Origin of the sequence: Membranihabitans marinus (assembly GCF_019802045.1) — a bacterium.
In the GTDB taxonomy this organism is placed as follows: Bacteria; Bacteroidota; Bacteroidia; order Chitinophagales; family Saprospiraceae; genus Membranihabitans; species Membranihabitans marinus_A.
Window position 1 is genome coordinate 227,539 of sequence record NZ_JAHVHU010000007.1, and the last position, 19,750, is coordinate 247,288.

The 19,750-nt window shown below is 40.3% G+C and carries 17 protein-coding genes; 3 read left to right on the forward strand and 14 right to left on the reverse strand.

The features are described 5' to 3' along the window. Position 1: 1 nt before the first annotated feature. The 4 genes from rodA to secA form a co-directional block, all read right to left on the reverse strand. On the reverse strand, positions 2–1,396 hold the full coding sequence (rodA, locus tag KUV50_RS08300; RefSeq protein ID WP_222579658.1) for a rod shape-determining protein RodA: 1,395 nt from the start codon (positions 1,394–1,396) through the stop codon (positions 2–4). Beyond that, a complete protein-coding gene (locus KUV50_RS08305; protein ID WP_222579659.1) occupies positions 1,393–1,815 on the reverse strand; it encodes a hypothetical protein in 423 nt (140 codons plus the stop codon). Before KUV50_RS08305 ends, rodA begins: the two co-directional genes overlap by 4 nt. Before the next feature lie 240 nt (positions 1,816–2,055). Further along, the gene (gene deoC, locus KUV50_RS08310; protein ID WP_222579660.1) at positions 2,056–2,685 is read right to left on the reverse strand and encodes a deoxyribose-phosphate aldolase; all 630 of its coding nucleotides are present in this window, start codon (positions 2,683–2,685) and stop codon (positions 2,056–2,058) included. A gap of 41 nt (positions 2,686–2,726) precedes the next feature. Continuing rightward, a complete protein-coding gene (gene secA / locus KUV50_RS08315) occupies positions 2,727–6,032 on the reverse strand; it encodes a preprotein translocase subunit SecA (RefSeq protein ID WP_222579661.1) in 3,306 nt (1,101 codons plus the stop codon). A 179-nt stretch (positions 6,033–6,211) separates the two neighbouring features. On the opposite strand from secA, the gene KUV50_RS08320 reads away from it, so the two are divergent. After that, positions 6,212–7,906 (forward strand): gliding motility-associated C-terminal domain-containing protein, encoded by a 1,695-nt coding sequence (locus tag KUV50_RS08320; RefSeq protein ID WP_222579662.1) that lies wholly within the window; start codon positions 6,212–6,214, stop codon positions 7,904–7,906. Here the strand turns inward: KUV50_RS08320 and KUV50_RS08325 are convergent. The 9 genes from KUV50_RS08325 to KUV50_RS08365 all read right to left on the reverse strand — a co-directional run bounded on the left by KUV50_RS08325 (position 7,889) and on the right by KUV50_RS08365 (position 15,677). After that, positions 7,889–8,575, reverse strand: coding sequence for a hypothetical protein (locus tag KUV50_RS08325; RefSeq protein ID WP_222579663.1), 687 nt, complete (start codon positions 8,573–8,575; stop codon positions 7,889–7,891). The genes KUV50_RS08320 and KUV50_RS08325 overlap by 18 nt on opposite strands. A gap of 139 nt (positions 8,576–8,714) precedes the next feature. Next, a complete protein-coding gene (locus KUV50_RS08330) occupies positions 8,715–9,611 on the reverse strand; it encodes an NAD kinase (protein ID WP_222579664.1) in 897 nt (298 codons plus the stop codon). Further along, positions 9,611–10,978 (reverse strand): BamA/TamA family outer membrane protein, encoded by a 1,368-nt coding sequence (locus tag KUV50_RS08335; protein WP_222579665.1) that lies wholly within the window; start codon positions 10,976–10,978, stop codon positions 9,611–9,613. The genes KUV50_RS08330 and KUV50_RS08335 overlap by 1 nt, the downstream gene beginning before the upstream one ends. A 393-nt stretch (positions 10,979–11,371) precedes the next feature. Beyond that, entirely contained in the window at positions 11,372–12,028 is a 657-nt protein-coding gene (locus tag KUV50_RS08340) for a CBS domain-containing protein (RefSeq protein WP_222579666.1), read from the reverse strand. Between the two features lie 21 nt (positions 12,029–12,049). Further along, a complete protein-coding gene (locus KUV50_RS08345) occupies positions 12,050–13,006 on the reverse strand; it encodes a TM2 domain-containing protein (protein WP_222579667.1) in 957 nt (318 codons plus the stop codon). A gap of 3 nt (positions 13,007–13,009) precedes the next feature. After that, the gene (locus KUV50_RS08350; RefSeq protein ID WP_222579668.1) at positions 13,010–14,224 is read right to left on the reverse strand and encodes a PP2C family protein-serine/threonine phosphatase; all 1,215 of its coding nucleotides are present in this window, start codon (positions 14,222–14,224) and stop codon (positions 13,010–13,012) included. A 63-nt stretch (positions 14,225–14,287) separates the two neighbouring features. Then, entirely contained in the window at positions 14,288–14,620 is a 333-nt protein-coding gene (locus tag KUV50_RS08355; protein ID WP_222579669.1) for a nucleotide pyrophosphohydrolase, read from the reverse strand. A 1-nt stretch (position 14,621) separates the two neighbouring features. Then, positions 14,622–15,074: a D-aminoacyl-tRNA deacylase gene (gene dtd, locus KUV50_RS08360; protein ID WP_222579670.1), complete on the reverse strand. Its 453-nt coding sequence runs from the start codon at positions 15,072–15,074 to the stop codon at positions 14,622–14,624. Between the two features lie 3 nt (positions 15,075–15,077). Next, a complete protein-coding gene (locus KUV50_RS08365; protein WP_222579671.1) occupies positions 15,078–15,677 on the reverse strand; it encodes an SOS response-associated peptidase family protein in 600 nt (199 codons plus the stop codon). A gap of 503 nt (positions 15,678–16,180) precedes the next feature. Between KUV50_RS08365 and KUV50_RS08370 the strand changes: the two genes are divergently transcribed. Beyond that, positions 16,181–17,239 (forward strand): COX15/CtaA family protein, encoded by a 1,059-nt coding sequence (locus KUV50_RS08370; protein ID WP_222579672.1) that lies wholly within the window; start codon positions 16,181–16,183, stop codon positions 17,237–17,239. 32 nt (positions 17,240–17,271) lie between these two features. Beyond that, positions 17,272–18,036 carry an alpha/beta fold hydrolase gene (locus KUV50_RS08375; RefSeq protein ID WP_222579673.1) on the forward strand — a complete coding sequence of 255 codons (765 nt, stop codon included), beginning with the start codon at positions 17,272–17,274 and terminating at the stop codon, positions 18,034–18,036. A gap of 385 nt (positions 18,037–18,421) precedes the next feature. Here the strand turns inward: KUV50_RS08375 and thrC are convergent, their stop codons facing one another. Then, positions 18,422–19,726: a threonine synthase gene (gene thrC / locus KUV50_RS08380; protein ID WP_222579674.1), complete on the reverse strand. Its 1,305-nt coding sequence runs from the start codon at positions 19,724–19,726 to the stop codon at positions 18,422–18,424. Positions 19,727–19,750 lie beyond the last annotated feature (24 nt).

The window sequence follows — 19,750 nt, forward strand, 5'->3', positions numbered from 1 at the left end:
ACTAGACGTTTTTTCGGGAAATGTTGATAAATACTGCAAACATAAGGGTAAAACCCAGTAATGCAGACCCTCCAAATGAAATAAAAGGCAATGGAATGCCGATCACCGGAACCATCCCCAGCGTCATTCCGATATTAATAAAGACATGAAAGAACAGCACACCTGCCAGCCCATATCCAAAGTTGGTCACAAACCGGGTACTGGATCGTTCTGCGACATAAAGAATTCGCATTACCATAATAAGAAAGACAGCCATAATGATGACCGAACCAACAAATCCCTGTTCTTCACCCACAATGCAAAAGATAAAATCAGTGGTATGCTCCGGCACATAATTCAGCTTAGTCAGTGTCCCCTGCATATACCCCTTGCCATCGATACCGCCCGAACTGATAGCCATTTTGGACAATACCACATTATATAAACTCCCCCTTGGATCACATCTTTCAGGATGTAACCACACATTGAGTCGATCCTGCTGATGTGGCTTCAGAACATTATAAAACACATAAGAAGTAGTATAGGATAAAGCTGAGAGCATGAGCAAGACCGACGTAACCATGGAAACCAAGCGAAGTTTTCCTTCCCGGATAGTCAACAAGGTCATCACCAGGGCAAAAGCACCATCGATAATCAAGATCAATACATCGAGATCATTTTTGAAAAAAACCACATTCGCAATGGCAAGTAACAATATACTTCCAATCCAGTATTTTGAGAAATTATATTGTGAAGCATAAACAAACATGAGTAAAAGCAACAAAAAAGCAATGGTGCTATAAACGGTAAAACTAAGCGTCATGATAAATACCACCCCCAATAAAAACACCACCACAAATGGCCAGATGCTCAGTCCGTTTCGAAATAATACAAAGCTAAACGCAAAAAATATAAGAGCTGATCCGACATCAGGTTGAATCAATATCAGCAAAACCGGAATCACAATAATCACAAACGCGATCAACATGGATCGCACATTGGTCACTTTTACAGAAGGGTTGGCCAGATAATTCGAAAGAGATAAACAAGTTGCAAACTTCGCAAATTCCACAGGTTGAATGGATATGCCCCCTACATTGAGCCATGCTTTGGCTCCATTGATTTCGGATCCAAATATCAACACGAGTACCAAAAATAGCAAACTGATCAAATAGATCGGCAAGGAAAAAACGTTCCAAAACTTCTTCTCAATCAATAACGCCGAAAAAAAGACCAGTGCAGCCGCGATGGTCCAAAAAGTTTGCATTCCGACAGCAGTATCCAGACTCCAAATATGGACTTCACTCCAAGAAGTAGCTGGCGTGGCCGCTACCTTAATAAACCACCCTATGATAAGGATGGCGAAAAATAAGACAAACAACAACCAGTCGTATGTAGGACTACTTTTCGTTTTCACTTCTGTATAAGATTTTTCCGACACTGAATCACCTTATCAATAGGTACCGTTGCATTAATTAACAAGGCCTCCGGGAAATTTTCTCGTATCAGAGCCAATAACTGCATCGCATTTGAACGCGCTACAAAAGATCCCGCATAGAGTCGGTAATAAGGTGGGTCATGTTCCCATTCGTGGGGGATATACTGGTACAACTCGTCAAACTTGCGTTCGATGCGCTCCATTTCTCTCCGATCGGTAGTGAATAAATACTGGATCCGATAGCCCTCCAGTTCCGTGTTATCCTCATACCTGGCCTGATATTCCCGCATCGCTTTTTGGACGTGAGTGGTTTCTACGAACATAATCTCCTGAGCAAATCCCCACTCAAGTGCACAAAAAGTTATCAACACAAGTAAGAGTAATTTCGTTGTCTTCATAATTTGATGTTCCTATTAAATTGGCGAAACAATACTTCATGGGTTAACCGCATCGATTTACTTTGCAATACAGAAGCAGTATCCTGATCAATTATTGCAATCAACCATCAGAAAAAGCATCGAACTCCCATCTCGACTTATGCTAAATATTAGGTGCTGCATTCGTTGTGGAAGTTTCTGATTATATCAGAAGTACAAGTGAATATTGATTGCCGGGTTGATGAATTTATGCCTGAGCATTTACAACAAGGAACTAGTCCCGATCCTGTCAGCACCCAGTTTAATCAGTGTTTCTGCTTGTTCGACTGTCCTGATGCCTCCGGCAGCTTTTATTTTCAATTCTGGCGGACACAATGATTTTAAAAACGAAACCATCTCCTGCGTAGTATCTCCATAGACACCTGTGCCGGTTTTTATGTATTCTACATTGTATTTCACACAATAATCCACGATAATTTTAAGCTCATCCCGGGTGAGCAGATTGTGATCTGCGATCAACTTCAGTTTTGCATTTTTCACTCTGCACATACTGGACAGACTGTCTATCTCCCGATCTACGTAGGACCACATTTCCGTTTTAACAGCACTGATATTGAGCACAGCATCGATTTCTGATGCCCCGTCACTGATGACCTCTTTAATCTCTTCTACCTTGCTTTTATAGGAGTCAAATCCATTGGGGAAGCCAACCACTGTTGAGATTTTAAACCGTTCATTTTCAACCCGCCGACGGATGTGTTCTACAAAAAAAGGCGGAACACATACTGAATAGTATCCCATTTCGATGGCTCTATCGACATGTTCATCGATCGTGGAATAAACGAGGTCGGGTCTGAGCAGGGTAAAATCAATGTGTTTACGAATATCCATGAATATGTGCTTTGGCTAACCGAAATTAAATAAATTTTCAATTAAACCCGTCCATGACATTGCTTAAATTTTTTACCACTCCCACAAGGACAAGGGTCGTTCCGTCCCACTTTCTTTTCAGTACGAACGAATGTTTCCACTTTCTGACGTTCACCGCCCGCATTTTCAGCAGCCCGGCGAGCTGCTTGCTCTTCTTCAGAACGACTTGTTTTCATCTTACTCAGGTCCGTTCGTTCCGTTCGCGCTTCACGAACATCCCGGGGTTCTTCGATCATAATTTTACCACCCAGGATCCACCCGGATACTTCCCTGTTAATTTTATATATTAATTCTTCAAACAGATTGTAGGCTTCCATCTTATAAATCACCAATGGATCTTTCTGCTCAAATGATGCAGCCTGGACCGACTCCTTCAACTCATCCATATACCGAAGATGCTCTTTCCAGTTTTCATCGATCAGAGCCAGTGTAACCGTTTTTTCAAGATCTCGCATAATCGAATAACCTTCGGTCTCCACAGCTTTCTTCAAATCTGCAGTCAGATTCAATACTTTGGAGCTGCCGTCAGAATAGGGGAGGGTGATCCGCTTGTATTTATTTCCTTCATTTTCATATACATTCTTGATGATGGGAAGCATGATCCGCTTGATGTAATTCTCCTTTTCTTCATAGAACTTCCATACGTCCTCCCGGAATTGATCTGATAGCTTATCCACAGATCCGGTTTCAAAATCTTCTTCTTTTATTTCTGGGTCATACCCAATCTCTCTCAAAGAAGCTTCTCGGAATGAATTATAATCCCCGGCTGATTTATGTTCATACACCAAGCTATCCACAAAACCTTCAACCATATTTCGAAGATCAACGATTAACCGTTCTCCTGTCAGGGCATTTTCTCTTTTTTTGTAAATAGCTTCCCGCTGAATATTCATGACATCGTCATACTCCAGCAATCGCTTCCGAATTCCAAAGTTGTTTTCTTCCACTTTTTTCTGTGCGCCCTCAATGGATTTGGTCATCATTCGATTCTGAATGACTTCCCCATCTTTGAGCCCCATCCGATCCATAATCTTTATGGCACGTTCATTCATAAACAAGCGCATCAGATTGTCCTCCAATGACACAAAAAACTGAGAACTTCCAGGGTCTCCCTGTCTTCCTGCACGTCCTCTCAACTGTCTGTCCACCCGACGTGAATCGTGGCGTTCGGTACCAATAATCGCCAAACCACCCGCATCTTTGACCTCTTGCCGAATCTTGATATCGGTACCCCGACCCGCCATATTCGTAGCGATCGTCACCCGTCCCGGTTTTCCGGCTTCGGCTACAATCTCTGCTTCACGTTGGTGGTGTTTGGCATTCAGGACATTGTGAGAAACATTGGCAATATTCAGCATTCTGCTGAGTTTCTCCGAAGTATCCACGGATGTCGTACCGACCAGAACCGGACGACCGGCTTCGGTTAATTCTTTCACTTCCTCAATGACAGCCGCATATTTCTCGCGTTGTGTCCGGAATAAATAATCATCCCGGTCATCTCGAATAATGGGTTTGTTTGTTGGCACCACCGACACATCCAGTTCATATATCTCCCACAACTCACTGGCTTCTGTCTCTGCTGTACCAGTCATACCAGATAGTTTGTGATACATTCGGAAGTAATTTTGCAGAGTTACAGTAGCATAAGTCTGAGTCAATTCTCCCACCTTGACGTTCTCCTTCGCTTCCAAAGCCTGATGCAATCCATCGGAATATCGACGTCCTTCCATCATACGACCGGTCTGTTCATCCACTATTTTGACCTGGCCATCCATCACCACATATTCTTCATCTTTCTCAAACAGAGCATAGGCTTTAAGCAGTTGACTGACGGAATGAAGCCGTTTGGATTTTTCTGAATATTCCAGAATCAAAGATTGTTTCTGATCCTTTTTCTCTTTCTCGGAGATGTCTTGCTGATCGATCTCATTGAGGCTGGTCGCCAGGTCCGGCATGACAAAAAACTGTGGATCATCCTGGTATCTGGATAAATACTCCACCCCCTTTTCAGTGATTTCCACTCCTCTATTTTTCTCATCGATCGTAAAATACAGGGGTTCGTCCACGATATGCATGTGCTTGGACTGTTCTTGCATATAATGGTTTTCCGTCTTCTGTAGGATGGATTTGATTCCATCCTCACTGAGGAATTTGATCAATGGTCTGTATTTGGGATACGCCCTGTACGATCGAAGCAGCGCCATTCCCCCTTCATCTTCCTCATGCCCCAATTTGCCGGCCTGGATTAGTTTTTTCGCATCTGCCAGATACTCTGTCGCTAATTTTTTCTGTTCATTGACCACCCGTTCGACAATCGGCTTTAACTCCACATATTCCTGTTGATCGGCATCCTTGGGGATTGGTCCGGAAATAATCAGTGGTGTACGGGCATCATCGATAAGAACCGAATCGACCTCATCCACAATGGTGTAGTGGTGCTTGCGCTGCACTTGTTCTTCTTGCGACCGAACCATATTATCCCGGAGATAATCAAACCCAAATTCGTTGTTGGTCCCAAATGCAATATCCTTCATGTAAGCCTGGTGGCGCTGTGGAGAATGGGGCCGATGTTTATCTATACAATCCACCGTAAGAAATAAGAACTGGTAAATGGGACCCACCCATTCAGAATCCCGCTTGGCCAGATAATCGTTCACTGTAACTATGTGAACACCTCGCCCCGACAAACCATTCAGATAACCAGGTAAAGTAGCCACCAGCGTCTTTCCTTCTCCTGTTGCCATCTCTGCTATCTTCCCATCGTGCAACACCATCCCTCCGATCAACTGAACATCATAGTGGACCATATCCCATTGTATCTCCGCTCCGGCAGCCAGCCATTCGTTTTTCCATACGGCCTGTTCACCTTTTATTTCCACAAAATCATGAGATGCAGCTAAATCACGATCAAAATCTGTGGCTGTCACGATCAGTTCCTTGTTATTCTTAAACCGGTTCGCCGTTTCCTTCACCACAGCAAATGCCTCAGGTAAAAGCTCCATTAGGATTTCTTCAAGGTAGGTATTCCTGTCTTCCTCCATCTGGTCCAGCTCGTTAAACAACTCCTCTTTTACTCCAAAATCCTTTTCTTCCACCGCCTGAGCCTGGAGTTTTTCCAACTCGTTATCGATATCACTCAGATATTCGGCAATACGGCCCTTGAATTCATTTGTTTTTTGCCGAAGCTCATCGTTGGATAAAGATTGATATTCCTGAAAATATTCATTAATCTGTTCGACCTTGGGCATATAGGATTGGACATCCCGCTCATGCTTCGTACCGAAAAGATCCTTTAAAAATTTAAACATTATATGTGGTATTTATTACATTTAAAATAAGAGGTTCAAAGAAACTACATTCCAAATAACCTCAATCCGACAAAGTTAACGATCTTATGCGCTTCTATCGAATAATTTGTTCTATTTATAGTGTCTGCACACTTACAAACGTTACTGTAACGCATATGATTAGAATATCGATCTTTTTTTTGGCATTTTTCTTTGTGGCCGCGCTTCCTACGGGCAGAGGACAGGGGATTGTAAACTTCACCTGTTATGATCATGACCGAATAGCCTGGGAGGTATCTGCACCGGGCTGTACCAATCCGGTCATAGACTCTTTATTCGTTTTTATTCAAGAATCTGAAAATTCACCATTCAATACCTGGTACTCTGGTACATCTTTAAATGGGGAAATCCGGGATGATGTATTTAAAACAGCGCACGCTGTCTATGCGGAACTTAAAATCCAATGTCCCGATCGTCGACGGATCGGGTCAGACACGATTTCACTTGCTGCCATGCGTGAAGCCGTGCAACTGGATTCCGTGCGCGTCCTGACGAACGGCGATGTACGGTTAACATGGAAAAACAAACCGATCTCCGGAGTCCGGTATATCGTAAATTCTGTAGTTAGCGGAAGCTCCTCCGTATTGGCGAGTGGCATCCAGGGAAACTCATACACCGATACCCGCGGATTGGCTGGCCATGATATCGAGTATTACTCAGTTTCAGCTTCATTGGCTTGTGGATACACCTTCCCGGAACCAGATAGTTTTTACCACACCTCCTGGCTGACCTATGAAACAGTTCCGTGTGAAAGCGGGATTTCTTTCGAATTTAAACCGTTTTCGTACTGGCAAGGAGGTACAGCATCTTCTACATTGTTCGTAGTTCGGAATGACCAGGTCACTGATTCCGTAGATCTGGCTGTCGGTGATACCAGATTTCGGTACGAACAACTGGACCACGGTCAGGAATATACATTCTATGTCCGGGAGGCCGGACACGAACGTGATCAGGTGGCATATTCCAATCCAATCACCTTCACGACCAATGTTGAAGAACCCATCCGTTGGATCGTCATCGGTGCCATTACCATTAACAATCAAAATCAAGCCACCATTCTGTGGACGAACAATAACCATACACCGACCTTTCCATTCAAGCTCCACAAAAATGGTTCTTCGGCGGATATACCTCCCACCGATCTTCACCAGCGTGCTGTAAATCAATATGAATATACTTTACCAGCTATTTCATCCAATAATCCGGAGTATAAAATATCGTTGCAAGACAGCTGCGGTAATACCATTGAATCACGTCCCAAAAAGGCTTTGCTGACCCAGGGAAAACTTAACGGAGGCATTGATCTCCAGATCCAATGGACCGATGTAAGCGATGAAGAGTGGCACGTGGATGAATATGTGGTGTACTATGTGTCCAATGGTGGTTTTTCTTTTCTCGGATCCGTCGATGGTTCGACAACTCATTTCCAGCATGCTTACGATGAAAACAACCCCATAGATTCCGTGTGCTACTATGTCGTGGCCCGTGGGGAAGTATTTTATGCCGAATCAGACAGTACGACAGATTTTTCCATGCAATCCAATACGGTTTGCCTCCACGGGGAGACCATCGTGGAACTTCCCAATGCCTATCATTCCAATGAGCCTCCTTACCGTCCGATCATTGTTCCTCAAAGCAACATCACTTCGTATAATTTCCGCATCTTTGACCGGTACGGGAGTCTGGTTTTTGAAACAAATAATCCGGCGGAAGGATGGCAGGGACAACACCAGGGCAAAGAAGGTTTTGCAGATGTATATGTCGTGCAAGTAGAACTCACAAACAATCAGGGGGAACAGATCAAAAAATCCGGGTCGCTATTGCTCTTTCCGTGATTTTCGCTCTGTGGCTTGACGCACTTTTCTCCGGGAACGGATAATAGCTTCTCCAAACAGGCAGATTTCGCTGATCACATAGACCAACACGCCAATATTAAGTGTGAAAAATCCCACATCAAATAGCACCGGCAAGTGCTCGCCATAAAAATAATAGACAATCAACAAATTGGACCCATAAACAAGGGCAGAAAAAACGATCAAAAACAAGCAAAAGACTTTTATAAAATGAAATCTGGATTCATTTTTTCTATAATAGATCCGGGTAAGCAGCGCTTGATACAAAGTTTTTTCCGGATTAATTTTTACTAGTTCTGTCGTTACATATTCGGACTGTTGGACAAACCCCTGGTGGAATAGCGCTGTCGATTTTTTAAACAGCAATTCCTCATAGACCTCCCGATGGGGTTGATCAACCCGATGGTACCGGATGCAGTCTTCGATGATTTCATCGACCTCGCGTAGAAAGCTACCATATTTCCCAATTTGATACAGGGCTTCAAGATAGATAATTTTCAATTCCAACTGTTGCTCCACCGAGAGCAATCCGATCAGATTCTTATTTGCCTGAAACTCTTCGATTATGACATCAAAATCCTGCTTGTCGAGATTGACAAAGTTCGCATAGAAGTTGGAAATGTCAACGTTGGTCAGAAAACGCATGGCCATCAAATCATTATCAGTACTTGGTATTAAAATACAAAATACAGAAATTATTTGAAATAATCAATCTGAACAAATTAGGACAGCTAAGCGACTACGTAGCGAGAAGAGAAGTAATGCAACAAATAGCAACAAGTTTATTTTCTTAGTGCATCTTTTTGTTCCGCAGATCCTTTCCCCACATCAGTTTATTCCTTAATGTCTTGAAATAAGACATTTTTTCCAGGTCGACCAATTTTATTTTAAAATCGGCCTTTTTAATGGTCATTTCATGTTCTGAAGTAATCAATTCATACCGCGAATCGAGCGTACACAAAAAGTTGTCCGCACGTCCCTGAACCTTGAAGCGCAGCGTAACATCTTCGGAAAGAACGACGGGTCTTACATTGAGATTATGTGGTGCAACAGGTGTAATAATAAAGTTGTCACAGCCGATTGCCACGATCGGACCACCACAACTCAGCGAATACCCCGTTGATCCGGTTTGAGTGCTGATTATTAAGCCATCTGCCCAGTAGGTGTTTAAAAATTCATCGTCCATATAGGTTTGTACCGTAATCATGGATGAATTATCCCGCTTGTGGATCGTGAAATCATTCAGCGCAAAATTTTGCTCCTTAAACAACTCTGGTTTTGATTTCAATTCCAACATCGTCCGCTCATCGATGCTGTACGCTCCTTCCAATAGATCCTGAATAGCTTCTCGTATTTTGGTTTTTTCCACGCTAGACAAATAACCTAATCTTCCGAGATTAATCCCCAATATTGGAATATTGACATCCTTTACCAATAGGGTAGCATTGAGAATTGTGCCATCACCTCCCAGCGAAAGTAGAAAATCATACATTTCTTCTTTCAGCTGATAATAATCATGGATTACCTCATATCCGGCAACAGCTTCGGCATTTGATTCTATAAAATGATTGCGGATATCTTTGTAAATCCCTATATGAACACCAAATTCCTTAAGTGTATCAATTACTTCAAAGAAGTAAGGTTCGCTTTCTGATGTTAGTACGTTCGCATATAAAAGAATCCTCATTAAAAATTTCGGTTGAGATGAAAAAATACGCCAATTTCCTTTCTTTCATTTAGACTAGCTTCAAAGGAACAACTAAATTTATTATATAGCAAAACATTGAGACCAACGCCCCCGCCCCAAAGGCTCCTGTTCACAAAAGGGTTGGTTTTAAAATAACTATCATACACATAACCATAATCCATATTGAGTGAAAGATATAACTTAGCATCCATTTCCCGGTAATTTGTAAAGGGCATGATTTTACCCAAATTTATTTTTCGGTCAAACACTTTTCGCATGACGCTGGTTTTATAAACCCCGAGACTTGAACCCTGAATGTGATAATATTCATACCCGCGAATGTATTCCGGCTCACCACCCAATTGGTAGAGATCGTAGTACGGGTAGTTTTCCTGACTAAAATGACCTCTCAGAATTCCGGCATGCGACCACGTCCAATATTCATTTAACGGTTGAAAATAGGACACATTTGCTTCCAACTCCCAGGAATTTAACTGATCAGAATCTGCAATTCCATTACGGGCCAGAGAAGCAAGTAAATACCACCCGTCGGTGGCCAGGTATTTATTGTTTCTTTTTTCCAGCTTATATTCTAATTTGATTTGTGCATACCGCTGTTCTGATGCACCCCGAAAATAGTCCGGGTTTTTTTCGAATACTTCATCAGCTATAGTATTGTAAAAATAACCAAAAAAAAGTTTATAAAAACTATTCTGAGCCGGTCTGTAAGTAAAAGCCATACCTGTTTCAAATCGTGACCGCAAAAACTGATCATCGTCACGCAGATATTGAGGTTTTCCATCCAGCGTATTGTATATTAATTCTTTGTTGGATGCATAGTAAGTCCTGAAGTCAAAATTCCATTTTCGGCCCGGGTCAAAGTAGGGACTTTCATAATTCAGTATAAATTTCCGGTCATATCCCCATTGGGCCAGGACATCAATTTCATCTGCATTTCCTGTGATATTCCGAAGTTTGAGATTCATTCCCAGATTAAGAAATTTAATATCCCGGTTGTGTTCTGACCACCACACGTTGAAGTTTCGATCAGCAAGTTCGATGATTGGGATAGGTATAAAGAATAAACCTTCCTTCACAGTAAAATGTAAGCGTACGTTATTATCATTTTCTTCATCAAAATAAAGATTGGTGGAAACATCTGTAAACAATCCAATATTGTTAATATGATCTTTGCTGATTTGCAACTTTTGGGTAATCTCTTTGAGTGTCAACGAATCTCCTACGTGGACGACGACTTCTCGGAGCAATCGGCTGCTTTGGGTCTTTTCATTGCCTTCAAAAGAAATTTGTCGGACCAAATACTTTTTAGGCGTGTGCTGGGCCTGAACGGGAAGATGCCATGCCATGCTGCTTGTCATTATGACTATCCAGATGAATAACTTCTTCGCATTTTCCAATATCCAATCCATACTTTATCTATCCCGATCTTTTCATATCGCTATACGTATTAAATGTACATCTAGATTGTAAACCTTTAAAGTAATGCGGTTTACATCCAAAATAATCATCTTATATCGCAAATATTTGAAATAATCCATTATCCCATGATTGTTGACTGTTGATTCATCCCTAGTCACAGGTTTATTTTCACTTCGTGAAACAATGAATAAGATTAATATTTCAAATAATCCAAGTAACTCCACAGATAAAACTTCTGCTTCAGCCTTAAGACTAACGTTCCAAGATATAGAAAAATACAGATTGTTGAAATTATTTTTCTCAGCTGTTATAGCCAGAGACTAGACATTCAGGTAGGACATTAGTGATTCATACCGATCCTTTAACTGATGACTATAGCTATCATCTTCATAGTAAGCTTTTACTTTATAGGAATACCGTTCAAGAGTTTGTAACACAGTATTAATATCCTTGATATCTGTTTTTAACGTTATTTCAATAACCGGATAGTTTCCCGTAGATACTAACACAGAGAAAATATGAACTTTTTCCATTTCAAGTATGCGAATCATTTCAGATAGATAAAAGTCCTGTTGAGGTACTTCCAATACAAGCAAACTACCTTCGGACCCCAAATCATAGGTCGATATGATTTCTTCATACAATTTTTCAATAGTAATGACACCCAAATAGGTGTCCTCCTCATCAAGTACTGGCATGATGGTCAATCCTTCATTGGCCATTTTCTTTGCTGCTTCAAGCATATGGTCCTGGGCCCGCACAAACACACGAACTCCTTTCTTAGTAAGTTCCCGGAGCGTGGTACCCGGCTGGCTGATTCGCAGGGTGTCTTCATCGACTATTGTCAAAAAAGCCTTGCTTTTAATAAGTGGCAAATGACGAGTCTTATTCCCATCTAAAATTTTCAATGCTTCATCAACCGTATTGGATATGGAGACATTTTTAAAATTGTTTGATATAATTTGTTTGGCAATCATAGTGTTTCATGTAATAACGACTCAGGAAGACATTAGTTTCCTGCGTTCCAATTCAAATTCGGTCTCTGAAATAATTCCTTTTTCACGTTGTTCTTTCAGTGTGTGCAGATGAGCGAGGAGATCTGCTTTATCTTCTTCGTTCATGGCTTTGAGATTCGGGTCAGAAACCAAATCTTCTTCCTCTTCTGGATCCTGTAGTGTTTCACGTGAAACGACCGTTTCCTTTTCAACATATATAAAACCATTTCGCTCAAAATCCTCCCACTCCGGTTGAATTCGTGCATAAGCCAGCTTGCTGTGCTTTCTGATTCGCTCAAAATCATCAAAACCTGCTTTTACAGCTTCACTGATGTGCAACATCGCCCTTTCCGGCTTTTCCAATTGTGAATAAGCACAGGCAACATTAAAATTTGCAGCTATGTTGTGGGGGTCTATTTCTAATATTTTATTAAACTCCTGGATGGAACCCTCCATATCATAGTCCTTGAATTTTTCAATTCCACGTGTTTTTAATTCATCAATCTTCTTCAGAACCATTCTTCGCTCTCTTTTTGAGGTGGGTACCTGCTTTCTTCTGTTGCGTTTTCGGTATGGTCCGTCCGTTTTTCTCATGTCATTCATTCTGCTAGCCCGATACTCATCTCTACTTATTCGACGATCTCTGCGGCCCATCGGATCCGATTCAACGCTGCCGGAATATCTTCGCCTGTATGATCTGTACCGGGGTTGTCCTTTTCGATGCCGGGCCGTCGCATCTGAATTATTGTACTTCAGATCAAATTTGTCCGGACTCATCGTTAAAAATATTATCGCATCGATAACACCGATAATTGCACTCACTGAACCCAAAGTAAATATCGCAAAGAAAACCATGAGCAAACCTAGGCCTACCTGCCCCAGATAAAATCGCTGCAATCCGACGATTCCGCCGAAAAAGGCGAGTAAAGCCGCTAAATTTTTATTTTTCTCGTTGTGCATACCTTATTTGACTATTCCTTCTGGTTTAATCTTACACAATAAAACAGTGATATCATCCCCAATTGGTTCATTTTCCTTGAATTTTTCGATGAACTCCTTCATATTTTCGGTAATCATCTCAATATTTCCGAAAGGCAATTTGTGCAGTGTAGACAGGATATTATGGTAGCCCATCATCTGACCTTTATTATTTCGCAATTCCTCCAATCCATCCGTGTATGAAAAAATAACGGTTTCATCCTTTATTATTTCGCGACCTACAGATATTTCAGGGAGTGTTTCATTTATGCCAATGGGCGTAGTTCCTTTTTTCAAATAGCAACTACCCTGTGCACGGGTTTGAAGGATGGGGTAGGGGTGCCCCGCATTGATATACTGCAGTTCATTTTTGATGACGTCATAAGCACCGATAAACAAAGTAACTAAACGGTCGCCTTTTGTAGATTCGTATACGGCTTTATTCAGTCCCTTCAAAAGCGTAGTCAAATCAGAATAATTTATGCTCAGTCTCCGCAGACTAGCCTGCAGATTAGCCATGAGTAGTGCAGCAGGAATGCCTTTACCTGCTACATCTGCAATGCAAAATATACTGATGTTACTATTCTCAATGTGAAAAAAATCAAAATAATCCCCACCAATTTCACTATGTGGGATGTATAAGGTTTTGAATTCCAATTCGCGGGTATCCGAAAAGTATTGCGGCATCAATGAATGTTGGATTTGCCGCGCCAGTTCAAGCTGAGTTTTGTAATTCTCTTGCTCAATTCGCAGCTTAAACAATCGCTTATTCTCCATAGCGATGGCTACAAAGTTCGTGATCGTTTTTAGAAAATTAAACCTGGTACTATCCTGCACATTAATTTGCTCCAGGTGCACCAAAGAAATTAATTCTTTCTTATGATACACAGGAATAAAAATTTCCCCATTGGAGGACCGAAAAAATTTGGATTTTTTTTCGGAAAACTTCTTGAAAGCAGACGCATAGTCGGACCAGGTTTTCGTCGGATCCGAGGATAAAACTTTCATTCCCCGAATTGTATTAACACACAAGGTTACACTGCCTGGTTCATAATATCGTTCGATGGAATTTTTATAAATTTCAAACAGATCTGTGATAGAAGCATTTTCATTGATTGCTTCCGTAATCTTCATCAACCCAAACAACTGATTGTTGTAAGTATCCTGTGGGTCAGCAATATTTTCATATATTGGCACCATTTGAATCAATTATGAACGGGTCTTTTATAACCAATATCTCCTGCACGGCTATTCTTTTCTATATTATTCCTTTAATTTAGGATTTTCAAAATGTCTTTGGGCGTCTCGTTTTGACTTTTTAGAAAAGTTTTCAGCGATTACTTCTTCAAGATTAATATCCATTTGATTTGACAGACAGGTTAAAACGAATAAAATATCCCCAATCTCGTCTTCCAAGGCCTTTTTTTTATGAATTTCTTGCTTAAACGATTGTTCGCCGTATATCCGTGCAATGAGCCGAGCTAATTCACCAACCTCTTCCATCAAAATCAGACCGTTTGTCTTTTCGTCGAAATATCGAACTCCAAATTTTTTAATCCATTCGTCAACCCTTTTTTGATATTCCCTGATTTCCATGCTACCATCTTTGTTGAGAGTCCATAAGAATCGTCACCGGACCGTCATTTTCTATAAATACCTTCATATCGCCTCCAAATACACCGGTTTGAATGGGTTTGTCAAGTTCCTGTTCCAACAAGCCAATGCATGTATTGTATAATTCTTCAGCACGAGACGGCCTTTCTGATTGAATGAATGAGGGTCGGTTTCCTTTGCGGGTAGAAGCATGGAGCGTAAATTGACTGATAAGCAAAATGTCTCCATTCACATCAAGAACCGAAAGATTCATTTTGCCTGACGCATCATTAAAAATTCGAAGATTAATGATTTTTTTCGTCAGCCACACGAGATCCTGTTCATCTGCATCTTTTTGTACACCTAAAAATACACACAAACCTTTTTCTATAGCACCACTTTGATTTCCCTCTACCTCCACTGATGCCCTGCTAACCCGTTGAATAACTACTCGCACTACTTAAGATTCTACTTCAGACATGCTTTCCTTACTAACAAAAGCTTTGGTTTTGGCAACCATCAATTTATCAAGATCAGGTATATTCCCATTTTTACGATCCAACCAGTTATTTATTAGAGACTTATGACTAATAAATAAAGGGATACGTCGTATTTTATTTCGCTGCTCATCACCACTATCTTGCGTGATTACCGCAAATCCTTTCGTGCCTTGCTGATCTTCGTACCACAAACCCGCCATCCAAAGCATTTTGTCCTCGGGATGTTTGATTATTATACTCGTACCAGGATCCTGGTTATAAATGAACTTCTTAATCGGAATCAGAATTCTTTGATGCCGAAATATGGTATGCAGACTTTCCTGTTTTTCAATAGACGGTCCATAAAGATAGGATAACCTGGGTGCTTCAGGTAACATAGGATTTTCCATTCCCCATCTCACCATGGATATTCCTGGTTTCTCAGATTGTGCAATAACAGGGTAACGTTGTCCCGTTTGAATATTGAAGTGCGACAATAAGTATTCGGAAAAATGAATTCCTTGTTCTAATAATTCCAAAATTACTGTGTTGTCAGATTCATAATGTAATAAGTCTCCCATAGTATAGTTCTTGTTTCGCAGGACAAATTATATAAATTTTTAATATGATAAAATGTTTTAAACATAAATAATAAATAATATACCTTACTAATTGATTATAAGTTATTTACATAATTTATTTTGTTGATGAATTGTTAACTATAGCGTGTAAAACAGGATCATTACTCACAAATTTTTCCAACAAATCAGTTGACAGATCAAAATTGTGATCATTCCAGCTTTTGTTCAGTGATCATTCACATTTAGGCCTGCATCTATGGTCATCCATGCGGCAGAAAGTTTTCAAACTAACAATTCACAACATTATGTGTATAACCAAATAATGGTAATTTTGCAGTTATAAAAGGCTGATTAGAAATAATATGTTGAGGGTCACTATTGTGAATAAATGGTCGGCTGATGTTAAGATCAGTTTATAAAAATGGAAGTGAAACTTTCTATCCACATCTTCACAATCCTAATAATAATGATTCTTTTTTTAAATTTTTATATGATCATTTATCATGAGTAAAGTCAATCAAAAAATTTCAAAAGGCGTAAAAATTTGGCTCTGGATCGGTTTTATAATGATTCTTCTTCAAATCTTGATTGGGGGTGTCACCCGATTGACTGGCTCCGGTCTCTCCATCACCAAATGGGAAATCATCACAGGTACGATTCCACCGTTGAATGATGGTGACTGGGTTTCTGAATTTAATGCCTATAAGGACACACCACAATATCAAAAGATCAACAAAGGGATGAGCCTCCAGGATTTTAAGTTTATCTATTTTTGGGAATACTTTCACCGGCTTTGGGCACGAATAATGGGGTTTGTATTTTTGTTGCCCGCAATATTTTTTTGGTGGAAAGGTTTTTTCCCGCAATGGTTAAAGAAAAGAGTAGTTTACATCTTCTTGCTAGCCGCGTTAGTAGCTTCATTCGGATGGATTATGGTAGCCAGCGGTTTGATAGACCGTCCGTGGGTAAATGCCTATCGTCTTAGTTTTCATCTTATACTGGCAGTTATACTCTTGGGATACGTTATGTGGACACTCTTGTCCTCATATCCTGTGCGTAAATTCAAAGACAAATCACTGGCACAATGGTCCTTATTTTTAGCCAGTGGATTGTTTATCCAGATATTTTTAGGAGGAATGGTAAGTGGAATGAAAGCTGCATTATTATATCCTACATTTCCTAAAATGAAAGGTGAATGGATTCCATCGCTTATTTTCAACAATTCCTTATGGAATGTTGAGAATTTTATTCACTATGATAAATCGCCATTCTTCCCGACGCTTATTCATACAGCACATCGCTTGTGGGCTTATATCTTGACCATTAGTATTTTGTATTTTGCGTGGAAGTTATACACCAACTACTCCAATCGCTTTATTCACTTTGCACAAATATTGTTAATAAGTTTGTTGGTCACACAGATAGGATTAGGAATCCTCACCGTGATTCACAGCGTAGGTACAGTGCCCGTTTTCTATGGAGTGGCACATCAGGTCGTCGGTATATTACTATTTAATGCCAGCTTGATTTTTGTTTTTATAATGCGAAAAAAGATTATTTAACTATATTTGATCACGGAATAACCTAGTTATACATGAACGCTCTTACTATTCAAACGAAAGATAAATTCAATTTTATTGGAGTTGGTCCTGACGATGGAGAGGTCCTTTTATTGTTGCATGGCTTATTCGGGACAGCTAGTAATTTCGATGAAACGATACATTTCTTTAAAGATCGTTATAGAATTTACCTTCCTATTCTGCCAATATTTGATATGGATGTCAGGAAGCTTTCGGTGTATAGTCTTATGGAATATGTTCGATCGTTTGTAGAGCATTTTGATATTAAAAATCCACATATCATTGGTAATTCTTTGGGTGGGCACATTGCACTCTTGTATGTCTTGGAGTATATGGATGATGTCAAGTCTATGACCTTGACAGGTAGTTCAGGTTTATATGAAAGTGCATTTGGGAAAAGTTTTCCACGGAGAGGGGATAAAGATTTTATTCGTAAAAAGATCAATCTGACTTTTTATGATGATGATGTAGCCACAGAAGAAATGGTAGATGAGATTTATGATATCACTTCCAATACTCGAAAATGCCTGAAAATGGTTAAAACAGCCAAAAGTGCAATACGACATAATGTGGGGGATCAATTGGATAAAATCAAAGTACCAACCTTGCTTGTATGGGGTAAACAAGACACCATAACACCAGCATTTGTGGCAGAAGAATTCAATGAAAAAATCCCTAATGCGAAGCTTGAGTTTATTGATAAGTGTGGACATGCACCCATGCTGGAAACACCAGAGGCTTTTAATAAAGTGCTGGAATCCTTCCTGTCTCAGGTCTAAGACTTTCTATTCTAATTAATTTATTGCTGCGCTGAATTTATTACAACCAATTTGTGTTGCAATGGTGACTGACATGTCCGCAGAATTTTTTGGTCAGGTGAACGCGCGATGACCAAAGCGATCTATTTGAGAGAAGTCATTGCTTAGCGGCTGATAATCAATTCTACTTTCCTTGATGTTATCGGTGGGTTGCAATTTCCAAATACGTAAACGTTTTAAGTTTGTGAGTCCAGCGATTCACAGGATTTAGAAGAAGCGTGAATTGAAAAGGCTCTTTATTTTTTCAATATAAATCGGAGGAGCTGTTTGGAATCACTATTTGTATCTATCGATGGAGAATGATCTGCCACCGTTGATTAATGGTGTTAAAATATATGTTGATATACTATGATGATTTACTTAGAAGGAAATTTTTGAAGTCTTGGAATGTTGCTGACATCGGGGTTTTATGAGACTCTAGATCCAAAAAACGGTGAACACTAGCAGGGTAGGGAATTTTAAAATCAATCTCAGCTTGTATCTCTGATTGGAACTTTATCGGATGAGCTGTGCTTAACACTACAACCTGATGGCCAGTATTCGTTGAATTTAAATACTGTTCAGCGGCTAAAACGCCTATCGCGGTATGGGGATCCAGGACGTAGCCATTGTTTTTATGCTTATTGAGTATTTGATTAATCGTTTGCTGATCAGTGTAGGAATAACCAGAAATATCTTTCTTGATATCGTTCCACGTGGAACCATACATGTGTTGGATGCGTGAAAAATTAGAAGGATGGCCTATATCCATTGCATTCGATAGAGTAGGTATAGCGGCGGTTGGTTTATACTCCCCTGTTTTAAGGTAATTTGGGAATACGTCATTGATATTTGTAGCCGCGATCATATGGCTGATGGGTAAACCCATCCGTTGGGCGATTAATCCGGCAGTTAAATTGCCAAAGTTACCTGAGGGTATGCAAAATGCAACAGGAGTATCTTTTTTTAATTGTTTGTAAGCTTCAAAATAATAGAATGATTGGGGGATCAATCGGGCAATATTAATCGAATTGGCTGAACTGAGATGAAGATGTTTGTTAAGATCAAGATCTAAAAAAGCTTGTTTTACCAGTTTCTGGCAATCATCAAAGTCGCCTTCAATTTCTAAAGCATGTATGTTACTTCCCCAGGTGGTAAGTTGGCTTTCTTGCAATCGAGATACTTTCCCTTTTGGATAAAGAATGGTGACTTCTATGGAATCCAGCCCATAAAATCCTGCGGCTACAGCACCACCTGTATCTCCAGATGTTGCAACTAAAATGTTTAATTTTTTGTTTTCTGTAGACCAAAAATGATTCATTAAACGAGCCATGAAGCGGGCCCCAAAATCTTTGAACGCCAGTGTGGGCCCATGGAAAAGTTCAAGTATGGAAATTTTATCGTCGATATTGATTACAGGTGCCGGAAAATTTATGGCATCGTATACGATTTCTTGTATAATTTCCTCCGGCACCTCTTCCCGCAAATACTGTGTTGCAATGATATTTGCTAGTTCTCTGAAACTGTAATCCGTTATATTTTCTATTATAGCCGGATCTAGGGCGGGATACTGTTGTGGCACATATAAGCCATTGTCAGGTGGTAAACTGTGCAATACCGCTTCCCGTAGAGAAACGATGTGGTTTGGATTGTTCGTGCTGTATAGTTTCACGTGGAACTATTTTGGTGTGGTAAT

Bases quoted from the DNA above. Each gene is read 5' to 3' on its own strand.
- KUV50_RS08370 (WP_222579672.1), top strand. From the start codon at position 16,181: ATGAGTAAAGTCAATCAAAAAATTTCAAAAGGCGTAAAAATTTGGCTC.
- KUV50_RS08305 (WP_222579659.1), bottom strand. From the start codon at position 1,815: ATGAAGACAACGAAATTACTCTTACTTGTGTTGATAACTTTTTGTGCA.
- KUV50_RS08330 (WP_222579664.1), bottom strand. From the start codon at position 9,611: ATGAGGATTCTTTTATATGCGAACGTACTAACATCAGAAAGCGAACCT.
- KUV50_RS08345 (WP_222579667.1), bottom strand. From the start codon at position 13,006: ATGCACAACGAGAAAAATAAAAATTTAGCGGCTTTACTCGCCTTTTTC.
- KUV50_RS08350 (WP_222579668.1), bottom strand. From the start codon at position 14,224: ATGGTGCCAATATATGAAAATATTGCTGACCCACAGGATACTTACAAC.
- deoC (WP_222579660.1), bottom strand. From the start codon at position 2,685: ATGGATATTCGTAAACACATTGATTTTACCCTGCTCAGACCCGACCTC.
- KUV50_RS08375 (WP_222579673.1), top strand. From the start codon at position 17,272: ATGAACGCTCTTACTATTCAAACGAAAGATAAATTCAATTTTATTGGA.
- KUV50_RS08325 (WP_222579663.1), bottom strand. From the start codon at position 8,575: ATGGCCATGCGTTTTCTGACCAACGTTGACATTTCCAACTTCTATGCG.
- KUV50_RS08335 (WP_222579665.1), bottom strand. From the start codon at position 10,978: ATGGCATGGCATCTTCCCGTTCAGGCCCAGCACACGCCTAAAAAGTAT.
- secA (WP_222579661.1), bottom strand. From the start codon at position 6,032: ATGTTTAAATTTTTAAAGGATCTTTTCGGTACGAAGCATGAGCGGGAT.
- KUV50_RS08340 (WP_222579666.1), bottom strand. From the start codon at position 12,028: ATGATTGCCAAACAAATTATATCAAACAATTTTAAAAATGTCTCCATA.
- KUV50_RS08365 (WP_222579671.1), bottom strand. From the start codon at position 15,677: ATGGGAGACTTATTACATTATGAATCTGACAACACAGTAATTTTGGAA.
- KUV50_RS08355 (WP_222579669.1), bottom strand. From the start codon at position 14,620: ATGGAAATCAGGGAATATCAAAAAAGGGTTGACGAATGGATTAAAAAA.